We start from the raw sequence: 14,454 nt of genomic DNA on the forward strand, positions 1-14,454 counted from the left end.
TGTCTAGCAGCCAAAGGCGGCGGCCGGTTGCTGCTCCCGTGGAGGGAATAGGTTATGCATGTTCATGGGCATCAGCCCAATGTAAACAGCACGATGCAGACGGGAGCGCACGCGGCGGAAGCGGCTGCGGCTTTGAAGCGAGCGCGAGAGCTACGAGAAGCCGCTGCACGCCTGAAGGCAATCTCACAGGGAGAGGGGCTGGATGTAAACGAGGACGCCGTTTCGATGATAGGGAACTGGGGCCGCGGTGCGGGATCGGGAGCGGGGTCGGATGAGAGCGCAGGGAATCGGCAAGAGGCGAACCCGGCTTCGGCGGAAGAACGAGCGCAGAGTGCAGGTACGGTTTCTTATTGGGCTTGAGGGTAGTTGGAATTTAGATCGGTGACTTCTGGCTTCGGGCAACTGCTCTACATAGAGCAGTTGCCCGAAGGGGATTCTGCGCGGATCTTACTCCTCGAATCGCTGCTGTTAGAACTCGAAGCGCATGGCGAGTTGGATGCGCCGCGACGGAGAAGCGGTGGTGGGCTCGCCGTAGGAGCTAGAACTCTCGACCTGATCCACGCCGGAGATGTTTTCGTGGTTGAGGATATTGAATGCTCCGGCAGAGAAGCCAACACGCGGTGATTCATCTTGTTTGCTGTTGGTCAGATGCCAATCGTGACCCCAGCGCAGATCGAGGTCAACGTAGCTGGGAAGGCTTTCGGTATTACGTGCGACGCCATCGGGGCGGGCATTGAAGAGATCATCGCCGTAGGGATCGGCTCCGGTGAGGATACTCCAGGGCTGGCCCGAGTTGGCGAAGACGCCGACGGCGAGGTTGGCTACGCTTTCGCGGTTGAAAATGGCGTACATGCCGAGACGATTGCGGCGGTCCCAGCTTGAGTTGGCCCACTCGGCGTTCGGATCATATTGGTTCTGCGGGAACCAGCCGATGCCTTCCTGGTTGGATTCGAAGTGAGACCATGTGTAGCGGCCGAAGCCGGTGAAGTATTTGTTGACGGTACCGCGAAAAGAAACGTCGAGGCCGTTGCCGATAAAGGTGCCTTCGGCCTGCATTTCGCGGATACGGCCGTAGTCGGGATCGGGACGCTCGGTGTAGTCAGATTCAGGCGTAGGAGCGTTGATGTCGATGGAGCGGAAGCGGTGGTCGCCTTTGACAGAGTAGGTGCTGATGACGCCTGTGGCGCTCTTGCCAAAGCCGCGCTCGATGGAGAGTCCATACTGAATCTGATAAGGGACGCTCGCGCCGGACTGCATGCGGACGAGGTTTGCCGGAGCGTCGCTGACAGTTGTGCACTCAAGGATGGGCACACAGCCGGAGGCGGGCAGCGTAGAAGGATCGAGAGAGACGTTGACTGATCGGCGTGCGCCATTTTCATAGCGCGCCAGGTCAAGCAACGGGCTGCCACCGAAGCGATCGTAATAGACGCCACCACCGCCGCGCACTACAGTTTTGGTGTTCTGATTAAGTACCCAGGCGAAGGAAACGCGCGGCGAGAAGCTGAGGCGGTCTTGGGCGAGAAAGTTCTGCCAGTCATATCGAACGCCAGGTGTTATCGAGAAGACGGGACTGACCTTCCATTGGTCCTGAATGAATGCGCCCAATTCCTGCTGGTGGTAAACGAAGTGAGATTGGCCGCTATTTTCCGTGAAGGCGGAGGGCAGGTTGTTGGCGTAGTTCTGGAGGGCGGAAGCGAGGACTGTGACACCGTCAGACGCCAGGGTTGGAGCGAAGGTGTACGTGCCGAGATTGTTGGTGTTGTCATCGAAGACGCGCCGCGAGAAGTGCGGAACGTTTGCGCCTATCTTGACGGTGTGATGACCGTTGATCCAGGTGACGGTATCGTTGAGGCGGAAGTTGTATTCCGTGCTTGTGGAATCGTTCTGTGCTGAACCGCCGACGAAGTCACCGGCAACACTGACCTGAGGGGCTTCATCGGCGTTTTGATTCTGGCCACGGTCCTGTTCGGCTACGATGGATAGCTGATTGAGCAGCACAGGCGAGAGCGTAGAGTCGATATGAAATATCGCGTCGTTTTCGTGGTACTGATTTTCGTAGCCGGCTGAGGCCAGAGCCTGGCCGCCAACGCCTTGATTCTTCGCATCCCAGCTGTGATAGGTGTATTGCGCATAGGCGGAGTTCTTGTCGCCGAATTGATGAGAAGCGCGAGCGCTGAGATCGGTTTCGCGGGTGGGGGCTGGAACGTTGGCCTGGAAGATGCCGGTGGGATTGTCAGGCGTTTGTGCCTCGGTTGCGAAGACCACGGAATCGAGATCTTCTTCGGCGCGGTTGAAGGAGAAAAGAAAACCGCTGCTCTTGGAGTGCGGAATTGGCCCGGTGAGATGGCCTTCGTAGACGCGGCGCTGCTCGAATGGCTTTGAGGCGGCGAGGGCAGTCTGGGCGTTGAGAACTGAATCGCGGAAGAAGAAGTTGAATTCGCCGTGATAGTGGTCGGTGGCGGAACGGGTGATGATCTCCATCTGGCCGCGGCCGGGCCAATAGTATTGGGCGGAGTAGGGGTCTTCGTTGATACGCACTTCCTGAACCGCGCTGGCGGAGACGGTGGCAGAATTGGCTTCGACGCCGTCGACGAGCAGTCCTGCTCCACCGGTGCCTTCGGTGCCTGCGTCGAGGAATGCGCTCATGGCTGTGGAGTAGTCGTTGTCGAAGATCGGCAGCGATTTGAGATCTGTGGCGCTGAGGACGGAGGTGTCGGAGTTGGCGTCGGTTGCGGTCAGGTCGACACTGTTGCCGGCGTTCACATTGACCGTAGTGGCCATAGTGGAGATGGGCAGCACGATGTGCAGCATGGGAGCTGCCTGTGGCGCGAGCTTGACGATGGTCTTAACGGTATCGAAGCCCGCTTCAGAAACGACCAGGGTGTAATCACCCAGCGGAGCAAGGATCTGGAAATTGCCTTCGCCGTCGGAATGGAGGGTGGCTTTGACAGCGCCGGAGGAATCAACAAGGTTAATCTCGGCGTTGGGAACGATCGCGCCTGTGGGGTCTGCCACGGTGCCGCGAACCGGGGCGGAAGATTTTGCCTCTCCATCGGCTGCGCCAGTAGCGGCAGCGGTGATGGACCCCGCGATTGGTGCGGTGGCTAGATCTGCAGGACGGTTGGAGCTTGCTGCCGATGCGGTTAAGTTAATGGAAATAAAAGAGATGAAGGAGGCAAATACAAGATAGGGCAGTATTCGTGAACGAGAGCGTAGGGATACCATGGCAACTCCTGTCAGGAGAAAAGCGAAGATTTAGGGAACCGTTCGTCGTAACACTCAGACGTGGTCTTAATTAAGACGTTTCAACAGTGGATTTTGTTCATGCGCGAATTTCCACGGTTCCAAAGGCAGTAACCCAGTTCGCTGCGTGATCGACCAGGGCATCGGGTTGCGTATGTTCGAGTGAATCAGGTGCGAGACCAAAGGTGCAGCCGAGCGACCAGGCTCCGGCATTGCGGGCTGTGCGAACGTCCACATCCGAGTCGCCGATGAGGAGGGTTTGCTGTGGAGTGGAACCGGCCTGGGAGATCAGGGTATTCAGGCCGAATGGATCCGGTTTTTTGACCGGAAAGCTGTCGCCGCCATAGACCGCGAAAAAATAAGGAGACAGGCCGAGGCCGTCGCAGATGGCGCGAGCTGGGCCGACCGGTTTGTTGGTCAAAACCGCCATGGGACGCGGACTGCCATCGGGAAATGTCTTCAAGGCTTCGAGCGATTCGAGGACTCCGGGGTAGACGCGGGTGTAATCGAGCTTGTGTTCGCGGTAGTACGCGAGGAAGTAGGCAAACGCTTCATCGAAAAACGGATGCTCTGGAGTGTCGAGACCGGCTGGGAGCTCGCCGGGAACCGCGAGCGCTCGGCGAATGAGCATGGCTACACCGTCGCCGATGAAGCTGGCGATGACGTCGTCGCTGAGCGGCTTCAGGTCAAAATGCGCGAGCATTGCATTTACCGAATTACAAAGATCCTGACGCGAGTCGATGAGCGTACCGTCAAGATCGAAAACGATCAGGCGCAGAGATTCCGTGGGAATGGGGCGAAAAAACCGCAACATATATCTAGTTTACGGGAACGTTACCACCAGCGTCATTATTGATGTTCCGCAGTATTTATCGACAGGCGGCTCCTACCCCTGAGAAAGAGCGCGAAAGTCGATTAATTCGACGTCTGGCGGCAATGCGATGGAGGAAAGTGCGTCGAGCTCGATAGCGCGCGAGGCGAGCAGGCGGGTACCAGCGGCGGCAAGGTCAGTGTCATTGTAGGCAGGGTGAGTGACGAGTTCCCATGTGCCGTCTGGAAGGTTTGCAAGCAGGGAACGGATCACTTCGGAGTCGAGGGTGCCGGTGGCGAGCACGCCGATGGAGCCGCTTGTGGTTTGAAATCTGGATTCGGCGACATGGCCGAGGAAGGTGTGGCGGAAGCGATTGAGGATGTGGACCTGGGTGCGCCGCAGCAGAGGCGCGCCAAATGTGACGCGCAGACTCCACGCGGGCTCGAAGGGATTGCGGACGGCCTTGACTCCGGCTTGCCGGGCCGCACGAAGCAATGGCCGCAAGACGCCGGGAAACATGTGCGTGTGTTTGTGGGTGTCGACGTGTGTGGGGGTGACGCCTAGTGAGCGCAGATGGTCGATCTGCGCGAAGGCTTCGGCTTCGACTTCTTCAGGCCGGATTTTGCCGAGCATGAGGTCGCGAACGAAGCGGCCAAGAGTTTTGCGGAAGCGGCCTGTATCGGGCTCAGTGAGCGTGGGCAATTGAGACGACGGCAGCGCAGATACTCCATCGACGAGAACAACGTGGCAGCCGACGCCGAGGGACGTCGTTGCGCGTGCAATATCGGCTGCCTCAGAGGTTGCGTGCGCAACGGACATCAGAGTCGCGGAAGAGAGCGAGCCGGACCGATGGAGCTCGGCAATTGCGCGATTGACGCCATGGGTGAGACCGAAGTCGTCGGCATTCACGATGAGCCGTTTCACTATGGGTGAGTGTATCAACAGCTCAGGAGCCTGGAGTGGACGGCGGATGCGAAAGGATTATTGCTGGTATGATGGAACAAGACTCGCCAGAGTCGGTTGCATGATGGCGCGGGCGGATAGCTCAGTTGGTTAGAGCGCCTGCCTTACAAGCAGGATGTCGGGGGTTCGAGTCCCTCTCTGCCCACCATGTACCGCTGCCACCGAACCTCATCCAGTTTCAATTTGACAGCAGAAATCCTGTAATCAGGCCTTTCTGCGTTCTCACCACGTCGACAGTGTCCGGCGGTGCCCGGAGAAAGACGCATTTGGCGAATTTGGAGTGGCACGAGGAGCCCGGCTCGCACAAATCTGCGCTTGTGCGCCGCGAATACTTTGCACCGGACGACAGCAGCGTATCCGTAGAACAAGCACGATGGGATCTGACCGACTTTGTCCGGAAAGTCTTCCAAGAGATGCCGGAGACGCATTACTCAGATGTGTTGCGACCTCAGCAAACTATGTGTCGCAGAATCGACTTCCTTCCCATCGAACCTTGCTGGAGGATTCAGGATCGAGATAAAGCCTGCAGCGGGGGTGCGTGCGCAGTGCGGTAGCTGGACACATGGGATTAATGGATTCCAGGAGCGTGCGGCGAACAGCCTCTTTTTTAAGAGCGCCAGGCACAGTGCAGAAAATTGCTTGGCAGGCAAGGAGTCCCGGAATGGTGACGGTGAGTGCACGCTTGGGTACGTCATCGATGGAGAGAAAGCATTTATCGTCTACCTGTTGCTGGCGACACTGCGCGTCGAGATTGACAGCCTTGACAGTGAGTGGATCTTCGAAATCGGCAGGAGGATCGTTGAATGCGAGATGGCCATTAACGCCGATACCGCAACAGACTATATCAATCGGCGCGGCATTGAGTTTTGCAGCATAGTCGATTGCGGCTCGCTCGGGATCGTAATCGGGCTCGATTAGATGCACCGCAGCAAAGGGTAGATGATCGAAAATAGCGCGGCACAGCCAATGGCCGAAGCGTTGTGGTGCATCCGCGGGGAGATTTAGATATTCGTCCATTTGAAAGGCAGTGACACGCCTCCAATCAATACCCCTTTCCCCACGCAGGGCGGTGAGCATCTCGCTCTGACTGGGTGCAGCGGCAAAGATCATGCGCACCCCTGTCTGCCTTTCAAGACACATGCGAAGTTCACTCGCTACATCCGCAGCGGCAAGCATACCGATTGCGCTGCGGGATTCCGCTATATGAACGCTCAGCGTATTGAGTAAGGATTGTTCTCGATTCAGCATTTGCCACTCAGAGATAAAGACTGCTAGCTACAGCAGCGAAAAGTGGTTGGACGGGTGCACATGCGAGACTTGCGCTCACTTAAAATCGAAAAGCGACAGGGACACTGCATCAAGTCAAAACATTTCAATTGTCTTGATGTGACTGATAAACAGGCCAGATTTGCCTTTGCCGATGATGACTCTGTCTCTCCAACCCTCTGACATTGCTTGTTTCACTTCTGTGACGCACTCCGATCACACCAGCCGTCCTGGCAGATACTGTCCCAGAAAACGCCGCGCCAGGATGAATCCGTCCTTGCGCTGCTGCGGGAAGTCGGGGAGGTTGCCGCTGTGGGGCGCATCCCAGAACTCGTCTTCGTGCTCTACCGCGATGCCGCCGTTGAACTGGATCTGCAGCAGCACCGTGAGGAACTCCGGCCACTTTACGATGCCCTGGCCGGGAATGCGGTAGCGCCACCATCCGTGCCCGGCAATGCCCACCTGCTGCAGCACCGGCTTGATGATCTCGGTATCCTTGGCATGTACGGCGAGGATGCGGTCCTTAAGCTGCCACGCCACGCTGATCGGGTCAATGTACTGTCGGACAAAATGTGAAGGATCGAACTCCAGCCCCAGCCGTTTACTCGGCACACGGTCGAATATAGCCTGCATCGCGGCCGGAGTGCTGGCGAAATTAGCGTTGTTCGGATAGTTCTCCCATCCCATCGACACGTCCAGTTTTTCGCAAACCGGCAGGTATTTCTCGTGAAAGACATCGGCGAAGGCTTTGGCCTGATCATCCATGCTCGCGCCTGGCATCCCGCCGCTGAAAGTTCCAACAAACTTGCAGCCCAGGCGATGGCCAAATTCCAGGGCACGAACAAACTCAGCGTTCGCAGCCGAGCGCTTACCTGCATCGGGGTCCGTGTGGTTGGGGCCGAAGTATTCGATGCTGATAATGCGTATGCCCGCATTGCGAGCTGAGGCCAGAATCCGATCGATGGCGCTGTCGCTTAGATTCGGGTTAAAGTCCGGACCTGGCGTTACCACCACGCCTTCGTAACCGGCCTGCGCTGCAAACGCAAACTTCTCCGGTGAGTACGGAGTGATGATCGAGAGCTTGGGATAGGGCGTATCTGCCGGCATGGCCGTCTGCCCCGCATGCTCCTGAGTCGTTGGTGCCGCCACAGCCTTCGCTCCCGCAACGCCCAGCGCTGCCGCGGATGTGCCACCCACCTTCAAAAAATCGCGTCGATTCCAAAATGAGCCTTCGCTCTCCATTGACTTTCATCTCCTATATGTGGCGCAATTCTTCGATCCACGAGCATGATCGGTTCATGACTGGTTCAAACTCCAGGCACGGGCGGGCACCCTTCGAACTTGAGGACATACGCGTTTCCAACATAACCCAGGTACTCAATCCCGATCTTGCTGGTAAAGAACCCGTCCGCCGTAAGCTTTCGTAGCAGCGCAAAAAACTCGATTGCGTGGCTCATTTCAGGGTTGTGCTCCAGATTCTTGCGGTATGCGATCTGATCCAGCATCTCTGCTTGCTGCTGTGGAGTGCACTCAAGGTATGCGTGCCCGTAACGGTCGTCACAAGCCGAGTCCAGCCATATCAATCCGCCACCCAGAACCCTCTGATACTCCGCATTCTCGCTAGTCAGCAAATCTATATATTCCGGTGCGCCCGCTTCCACAGCGCCGCCCGAGTCGGCATCGCCCGGAAGGATTGTTCCGCATAGCGCGCACAGGAGCTTATACTGCTCTGCTGCGAAATACTTCGGCATGTATTGCGCGTTCGGGCTGGCGGCCTTTTCCTCGGCGATCAGCCTGTGCGCGTATTCCGCAGCCTCTAGTGGAATTGCTTGCAGCACCGAGCCTACTGCCACCCCGGTGCAGAGCGATTTCAAAATATCCCGGCGCGAAGCAAAATTCTTATCCATCGCTAAAGCTCGCCCTTTCGCGACTGCTCAATCAGATATTCCGACGCCTTCCAGGACAACGCCATAATTGTCAGCGTCGGATTTTTCTCAGGCCCGGTGACAAAGCTCGCCCCGTCGGTGACGAACACATTCCGCACATCGTGCGCTTGACAGTTCTTGTTCAACACTGAAGTCTTCGGATCGTTCCCCATTCGCACCGTTCCAAGCTCGTGAACAATCGTTCCGCCTTCAGAAATTCCATAGGGCGACTTTCCGCCTGCCCGCAGATCGCCATAAAATGTCCCTCCAGCAGCCTCGACAATCGACTGGAAGGTTTCCTGCATATCCTTCGCCATCTTGATCTCGTTCTCGCTCCAGGCAAAATGGAATCGCAAGACCGGAATTCCCCACTTGTCCACTACATTCGGGTCGATCTCGCAAAACGAATTGGCATTCGGAATCATCTCTCCACGCCCGGAAAACCCGATGTATGTTCCATAGTCGCTGCGGCAACGTTGCTTTAGCGAAACTCCATAACCCTCGTGCTGGTCGCAGACGCCATCGAACTCTGCTACCCCAGGCATGCCGCGCCCCCCGCCAAATTCGATGTGATACCCGCGCAGGAACTCGTTCTTCCTGTCGAACTTCCACCACGGCATGTACATGTGCATGCCGCCTACGCCGTCGTGATTATGCTTTGGCATCCCGGCCAGTTGCGGAAAATACCCCGCCGCATCGCTGCCTACGGAATCCGTCAGATAGCGTCCGACCACGCCCGAAGAATTCGCAAGCCCATTGGAAAACAGTGTGGAGCGTGAGTTCAGCAACAGCCGCGCCGACTCGCATGCACTCGCCGCCACGATAAACGCCTTGGCATGGATCTGCTGTTCTGTTCGCGTCGTCTTGTCGATATACGAAACGGCCTTGGCGCGGCCGTCTTTTCCCACCACAATCTCACGTGCCATGGCATTGGCGATCATGGTGAACCGGCCTGTCTTCTGCGCCGGCGGAATCATCACCTGGCTCGAACTGAAATTCGACGCCATCATGCACCCTCGCCCGCACTGAGCGCAGTAATGGCAAGCCGGCCGTCCATTGTGCGCCTCCGTCAGAATCGCCAGCCGCGAAGGCACGCATGTGACCTTCAGCTTGTCGCACGCTTTCTTGACGATTGTCTCCGTGCATCGCGGCTTCGGCGGCGGCTGAAATATCCCATCCGGAGCGCTTGGAATGCCTTCTTTCGTTCCAAAGACACCGATGAAAGCCTCTACCTTGTCGTAATACGGAGCCAGCTCCTCATACGTGATTGGCCAATCGTCGCCCATGCCATCTGTTGATCGGGCCTTGAAATCGACAGGCGCCATTCTCAGCGCAATGCGCCCCCAGTGGTTAGTCCTTCCACCCTCAATACGCGAGCGAAACCATCGAAAGCTTGACCCAGGCGCCGTTGTGTAAGGCTCTCCATCGATTTCCCAAAAACCGTTGGGAGCCAAGAATTCGTCATTCCATTCATGCCGCGCCCTGCCGCCAACATCTGCTCCCCGATGCGCCAGCTCATATGGCCAGACATGTTCCTTGTAGTCCTTGTAGGGATTCAGCCGTGGCCCTGCCTCCAGCATCACCACATTCAGTCCGCCCTCGGTGAGCACCTTGGCGGCAGTTCCGCCAGCAGCGCCGGAGCCCACAATACAGACGTCATACTCCTTCGGCGAATCAATCACCTGCAGCATCAACAGCTCCTCAAATTAAGGCAGAGACGTGCGATTCGACCGTTATATCACCTTCATCCCCATCGCCGGCTTTGTTCGGTCCGCCAGCAGACCATCAGCACCGGTAGAATTCCTGCACAATGGTTTGACAATTCGGTCAGATCCGTACTACAGTTTTGCCTGGTTTTCCATCCACTCATCTGCAAACACTCCAGTAGTTCATCGTCAATTTCATCAGGGATCCAGTACCTCTCGCAGACACCAGCTTGCTCGGGATTTGCCCTGCGCAGATCGAAGCCGAGCGTCGGAGGAGAACAGGTATGCAAACCCTGGACGGGAGTCCACTCTCCCAGTTGCAATTGCAGCTGGCTCCCATACGCGCTAAGTTGCCATCGAAGCTTCCGGTGCCGGAACCGATACCGCTTCCGATTCACATCCCCATCACCACCACTATCAAACGCGGCACTACTACTATCGGCTATGTCATCACCCTCTCGGGCGAGCCCGCGCCAACTGCGGTAAACGTCGCCCTGAAAGGCGGCACGCTCTGGGTTGAAGCATCGCTCTTCGGCGCTTCCTTTTCCTCTGTCGCTGGTTTCGCGGGCATCCCGTTCGCCAGCGCCACAATGACGGATAGTGGATCTGTCACGTTCAGCGGAGGCGACATTGTTCTCGATGCGTCAGCCACTCTCACCTTCGATGTCGCATCAGCTATCTCGCCGGCCACAGGAGCCAGCGGCGATCCGGTCGGCCAGGACTTCCTAGCTGGAAAACTGACGCCATTTCCCAACGCCAGCGTAGCTTTTGCCCCGGCGGGTGCAAGCATTGCTCTCACCGGCAACGCATCCGCCGCTATCTACGGAGAAACACTCACACTCTCGCCGTCTCCAACGGACACACCTGGACTGCTCACCTTCGGCATCCAGTACGTCGCAATCCCGGCCAAGGTCACGCAGACCACCTTCACAGTCACAAGCTCGAAATCACCTGAAATCGTTCTCGCCGGGTCGGCCCCCATAGTCGGCGGAGGCGTTGTCTTTCCTGTCTATAACGCCGCTGCAAATGCGCTGCCCACGCCTTCCGACGCGTGGGGAGCAGTTGTCGTAACAGGTGCAGGATTTTCTGCCACCATCGCGCCTCTTACTTCGCCGCTTCCTCTTTCAGGCGCTTCATTCGCGTTGACCCCAGCCAGACTAAACGGCCTCGTAGCCAACGGCCCAGTGCGCGCTCGCGAGACCTATCTCTTGTGGACGTCACCGGCTTCTCCATCGCCGCTTCCACCCACGCAGCCACCACTCGCTCTACCGCAGCCGCAAATCACGCTCGATCTCGTTCCCGGCACCCTCGTGGGCTTCAGCTCTAATCCCATTGAGGAAGTTACGGTTGCCGTGGCTGTCCTCAATGCGTTGGTCGATCGTCCTCTCAACGCGAGCGGTCAGCGCATCGTACTCGCAGGTCCATCGCTCGCCACGCGAACTCACACTGCTACCCGAATCACGGTGGAGGTCATATCCGGGCTCACTCCTGCCGCGCAATCCACGCTCGCGCTCATGGCCCAGAACGCGTTGATTCCCACTGGTTCGCCCAACGGCTTCCTTCTCTATGGCACACTCACAGGCAACACGATCGCCGGTGCACTCGCTATCGGTTTTCCATCACCCATCATCATCCCCACATTCCCCGATCCGTACGTCGCCTCCTACGCCGAAGAGTCGGCCTACGAAAACATCGCTTCGGTTGCAGCCGAAATCAGCTGGACCGCTACCACCGCTCCTGCGCTGACCATCGATGTCATCCACAACACGGCTGCGGGCGCCGCTCCGATCGGAACGGTAGCAACGCTCGATGTCAACCCGACAGGCTTCCGGCTTCTTGACGTCTCGAGCAATGCTGATCAGTGGGGAGTTGAAATCTCTCTCGCAAGTGCCGAGAACTTCACATTCGATGGTCTGCAGCTCCAGTCGCCATCGGCAGGCACCAGCGTTTTCACCGTGCCCGGTATCTCTTGGGAGCCCGTAGTCGACGCTACCAGTGCACCTGCGTGGCTTACAGCCTCATCACCAGACGATGGAACGCCCACTACGTTCCTTGTGGCCGTCACCACGCCCGCACCCATCGCGCCGGTTCCTGCGCTCGAACAATATCAGGCTGCTGCCGGCGCTGTCGCTACATCGGCAGCTTTCACACTTCCGTTTGGCATCACTGCCAATCTCTCTGAGCCCACGCCTCCGAAAGCGGGCCCTACTTACGCCCTTCCTGCCGTCAAGTTTCCGCAAAACGGGCTCACAGGCGCACGCGTTCTCACAATCACTGGAGCGGCCGCGACACAACCAACGCTGCCTGGTACGGCTACCTGCGGTTTCAGCACTTCCGCCTATGGTGCACAGGTTCTTGGCCTCGTCTTGCCAAGTGTTGCTAGCTTCTGGGATCAGGACTTCGGAGTTGGTGGAAAGCAGGGATTCATTCCCATCAGTCGAATCGATCTCTCAGGCTACGGCACCACCCTTTTCTCGGATTGGCACGACCCATCCACTACTGATGTTGGCATCGTTCGCGCGCTCTTCAATGTTCTGCTTGGCCGCACCGCGCACGAAATCATCACCGCACAGACGTGGATTCTGCCATGGTGCATTCGGTTGCAGCGAACCATCACCTTCGACCGTTCCGATGAAGGCGAAGTGGTCAAGCACGACACCGGCTGGCAGGCGGTTTCTGTTGGCGCGTTTGAACTGCTCACTGGCAGCATTCTCGCTGGACCCGTTCAGCAGCTCAGCAATGTACGCAACATTCAGTTCTCAACCGCAAAGGTTACAGTCGGCACCAATACTTACACGCCATGCACTTTCGATGCAGATGTTGCATTCTCATCGGACGTAAAGATCGCTGCCAATGGCAAGAATCCTGCGGCTACTGCATTCGGCACCAGTATTCAGGGATACGCGGATGACACCGTTGCAACCGGTACCAGTCTCAATCCAGCTATCAGCCCTGCCGAGATCATTGCACTGATGCAAAAGGTTGGACGCGTCTATGGCACAGCGGGAGCTATCGCGCGTCTTGGCGGTACTGGCGCACAACAGTTCACCATGACGGCAACCTCCTTTGGTGCTGCAATCGCTACCGGATCGACGCCAAAACTGCAGACCGCAATTTTTGGCACGCCGCATTTGCCAAAAGACGGCCAGTGGAGCGTTTCGAAACGCGGCAAGAGCGCCGCTTCGCCTGTCGCCGTCAGCTCGACCACGCCGGTTCCATTAACTCAGGGCACCTCGGCGGGAACGACCGTGCCCACCGGCGTAGGCTCGTTTGCCGCCACGTGCTTCCGTCTGCTTGATCCCGAAGATGCGCAACAGGTGAACACACCGAACACCTATTACGGCATCATGCAGGGAACCGGCACGTCGAAAGCTCTCTATGAGCACCCGCTGATCAATGATGCAGGCACCGGCATCGGCTTTAACAATCACCCCACTCTTGCTGATGTCGGCGCTTTACTGGGAATCGCGAGTATCTTCCCCGACATCACCAGTGCACTCGATATCCCTTCGAGCAACGGCCTGCCGATTCAGGGTGACGGATTCACCCAAACGTACACATGGGGGCCCGGAGCCACTCCACCATCAGCGCAGCCGCCTGATCGCGCTCTGCTCAACATCGCCATCGTTCACATGGTGATGTCCTACGTCGCCCAGGATTCAGACGGCAATCCAATCGATTTCATCGGAACTCTGACCCTTGATTCCACCACCAGCCCGACAACCTGGTCGCTCAGTATGCAGAACCTCTCCTTCATCGCGAAGGTAGATGGGTTCGGAACTTTGCTGACTGTTTGCGGAGGATTTCAGGCCGGCTCCTCTACGCCTCCCAGCTTCGTCGGACTCGACATTCCTGGTAGCACTGGCCTGCAGGTTTATTACGGCGACAGCCTCAGCGCTGTAAAAGATATCTTTAGCGGCTTGAGTGATCTTGCCGCGAGCCTTGGTGGAAGCGCCGATCTCGACGTCGGGTTCTCTGGCAATACACTTAGCGTGCAGCAAGGATTCACGCTGCCTACCATTCCTCTGGGCTTCGGCCAGATCACTGATCTCGGCCTCAATCTCGGCTTCTCCGCCACGATCCCGAACAATCTGTCCTTCAGCGTTGGCTTTGGTAGTCAGCAGGATCCGTTCCAGTGGGTTGTTTCACCACTGTCCGGAACCGGCGCCATCGTACTTGGTGTTCAGGACGGCGGGCTGAATTGCTATATCGAGGCTGGTCTCGGCCTGGGACTTTCCATCAGTGTTGCGGTCGCATCGGGAAGCGCCTCCATTGTCGTCAGCCTCAGCCTCGATATTGGCACCAGCGCCATCTCCATAGGCGCAGCGCTCACCGGCAATGCTGAGGTTGACGTGCTTGGCGGTCTCGCGAGTGCGTCGCTCACGTTGAGCGCCGCCATCATGATCACAATCGACATTCCGCCGACACACGCAACACTGGGCGCTCAGGTTTCCGTCGGCATTCACATCAGTATCTGCTGGGTAATCAGCATCTCGTTCGATGGCTCGTGGGGATTCAGCGAGACGGTCGCGATATAGGA

General features: G+C 57.6%; 9 protein-coding genes and 1 tRNA gene. 3 read left to right on the forward strand and 7 right to left on the reverse strand.

The window, feature by feature from the left end; translation table 11 throughout:
- Positions 1–54 precede the first annotated feature (54 nt).
- Positions 55–360: a hypothetical protein gene (locus tag OHL22_RS00140; RefSeq protein WP_263331959.1), complete on the forward strand. Its 306-nt coding sequence runs from the start codon at positions 55–57 to the stop codon at positions 358–360.
- A 108-nt stretch (positions 361–468) separates the two neighbouring features.
- Here OHL22_RS00140 and OHL22_RS00145 read toward each other — a convergent pair whose 3' ends face one another.
- The 3 genes from OHL22_RS00145 to OHL22_RS00155 all read right to left on the reverse strand — a co-directional run bounded on the left by OHL22_RS00145 (position 469) and on the right by OHL22_RS00155 (position 4,978).
- On the reverse strand, positions 469–3,225 hold the full coding sequence (locus OHL22_RS00145; RefSeq protein ID WP_263331962.1) for a TonB-dependent receptor: 2,757 nt from the start codon (positions 3,223–3,225) through the stop codon (positions 469–471).
- 97 nt (positions 3,226–3,322) lie between these two features.
- Positions 3,323–4,057: an HAD-IA family hydrolase gene (locus tag OHL22_RS00150; protein ID WP_263331964.1), complete on the reverse strand. Its 735-nt coding sequence runs from the start codon at positions 4,055–4,057 to the stop codon at positions 3,323–3,325.
- A gap of 72 nt (positions 4,058–4,129) precedes the next feature.
- Positions 4,130–4,978, reverse strand: coding sequence for a ChbG/HpnK family deacetylase (locus OHL22_RS00155; protein ID WP_263331966.1), 849 nt, complete (start codon positions 4,976–4,978; stop codon positions 4,130–4,132).
- Positions 4,979–5,088: 110 nt separating this feature from the next.
- Between OHL22_RS00155 and OHL22_RS00160 the strand changes: the two genes are divergently transcribed.
- A tRNA-Val gene (locus OHL22_RS00160) sits at positions 5,089–5,165 on the forward strand.
- Between the two features lie 308 nt (positions 5,166–5,473).
- Here OHL22_RS00160 and OHL22_RS00165 read toward each other — a convergent pair.
- The 4 genes from OHL22_RS00165 to OHL22_RS00180 form a co-directional block, all read right to left on the reverse strand.
- Positions 5,474–6,265 (reverse strand): glucosamine-6-phosphate deaminase, encoded by a 792-nt coding sequence (locus tag OHL22_RS00165; RefSeq protein ID WP_263331969.1) that lies wholly within the window; start codon positions 6,263–6,265, stop codon positions 5,474–5,476.
- Between the two features lie 234 nt (positions 6,266–6,499).
- Positions 6,500–7,525, reverse strand: coding sequence for a sugar phosphate isomerase/epimerase family protein (locus tag OHL22_RS00170; RefSeq protein WP_263331972.1), 1,026 nt, complete (start codon positions 7,523–7,525; stop codon positions 6,500–6,502).
- Positions 7,526–7,590: 65 nt separating this feature from the next.
- A complete protein-coding gene (locus OHL22_RS00175) occupies positions 7,591–8,190 on the reverse strand; it encodes a gluconate 2-dehydrogenase subunit 3 family protein (RefSeq protein ID WP_263331974.1) in 600 nt (199 codons plus the stop codon).
- 2 nt (positions 8,191–8,192) lie between these two features.
- Complete coding sequence (locus OHL22_RS00180; RefSeq protein WP_263331976.1) at positions 8,193–9,899, reverse strand: GMC oxidoreductase; 1,707 nt, start codon at positions 9,897–9,899, stop codon at positions 8,193–8,195.
- A 299-nt stretch (positions 9,900–10,198) separates the two neighbouring features.
- Here OHL22_RS00180 and OHL22_RS00185 point away from each other — a divergent pair, with 299 nt between their 5' ends.
- Positions 10,199–14,452, forward strand: a complete 4,254-nt coding sequence (locus OHL22_RS00185) for a hypothetical protein (RefSeq protein WP_263331979.1) — start codon at positions 10,199–10,201, stop codon at positions 14,450–14,452.
- The last annotated feature ends 2 nt before the right edge of the window (positions 14,453–14,454 follow it).

Origin of the sequence: Acidicapsa dinghuensis (assembly GCF_025685685.1) — a bacterium.
Classification (GTDB): Bacteria; Acidobacteriota; Terriglobia; order Terriglobales; family Acidobacteriaceae; genus Acidicapsa; species Acidicapsa dinghuensis.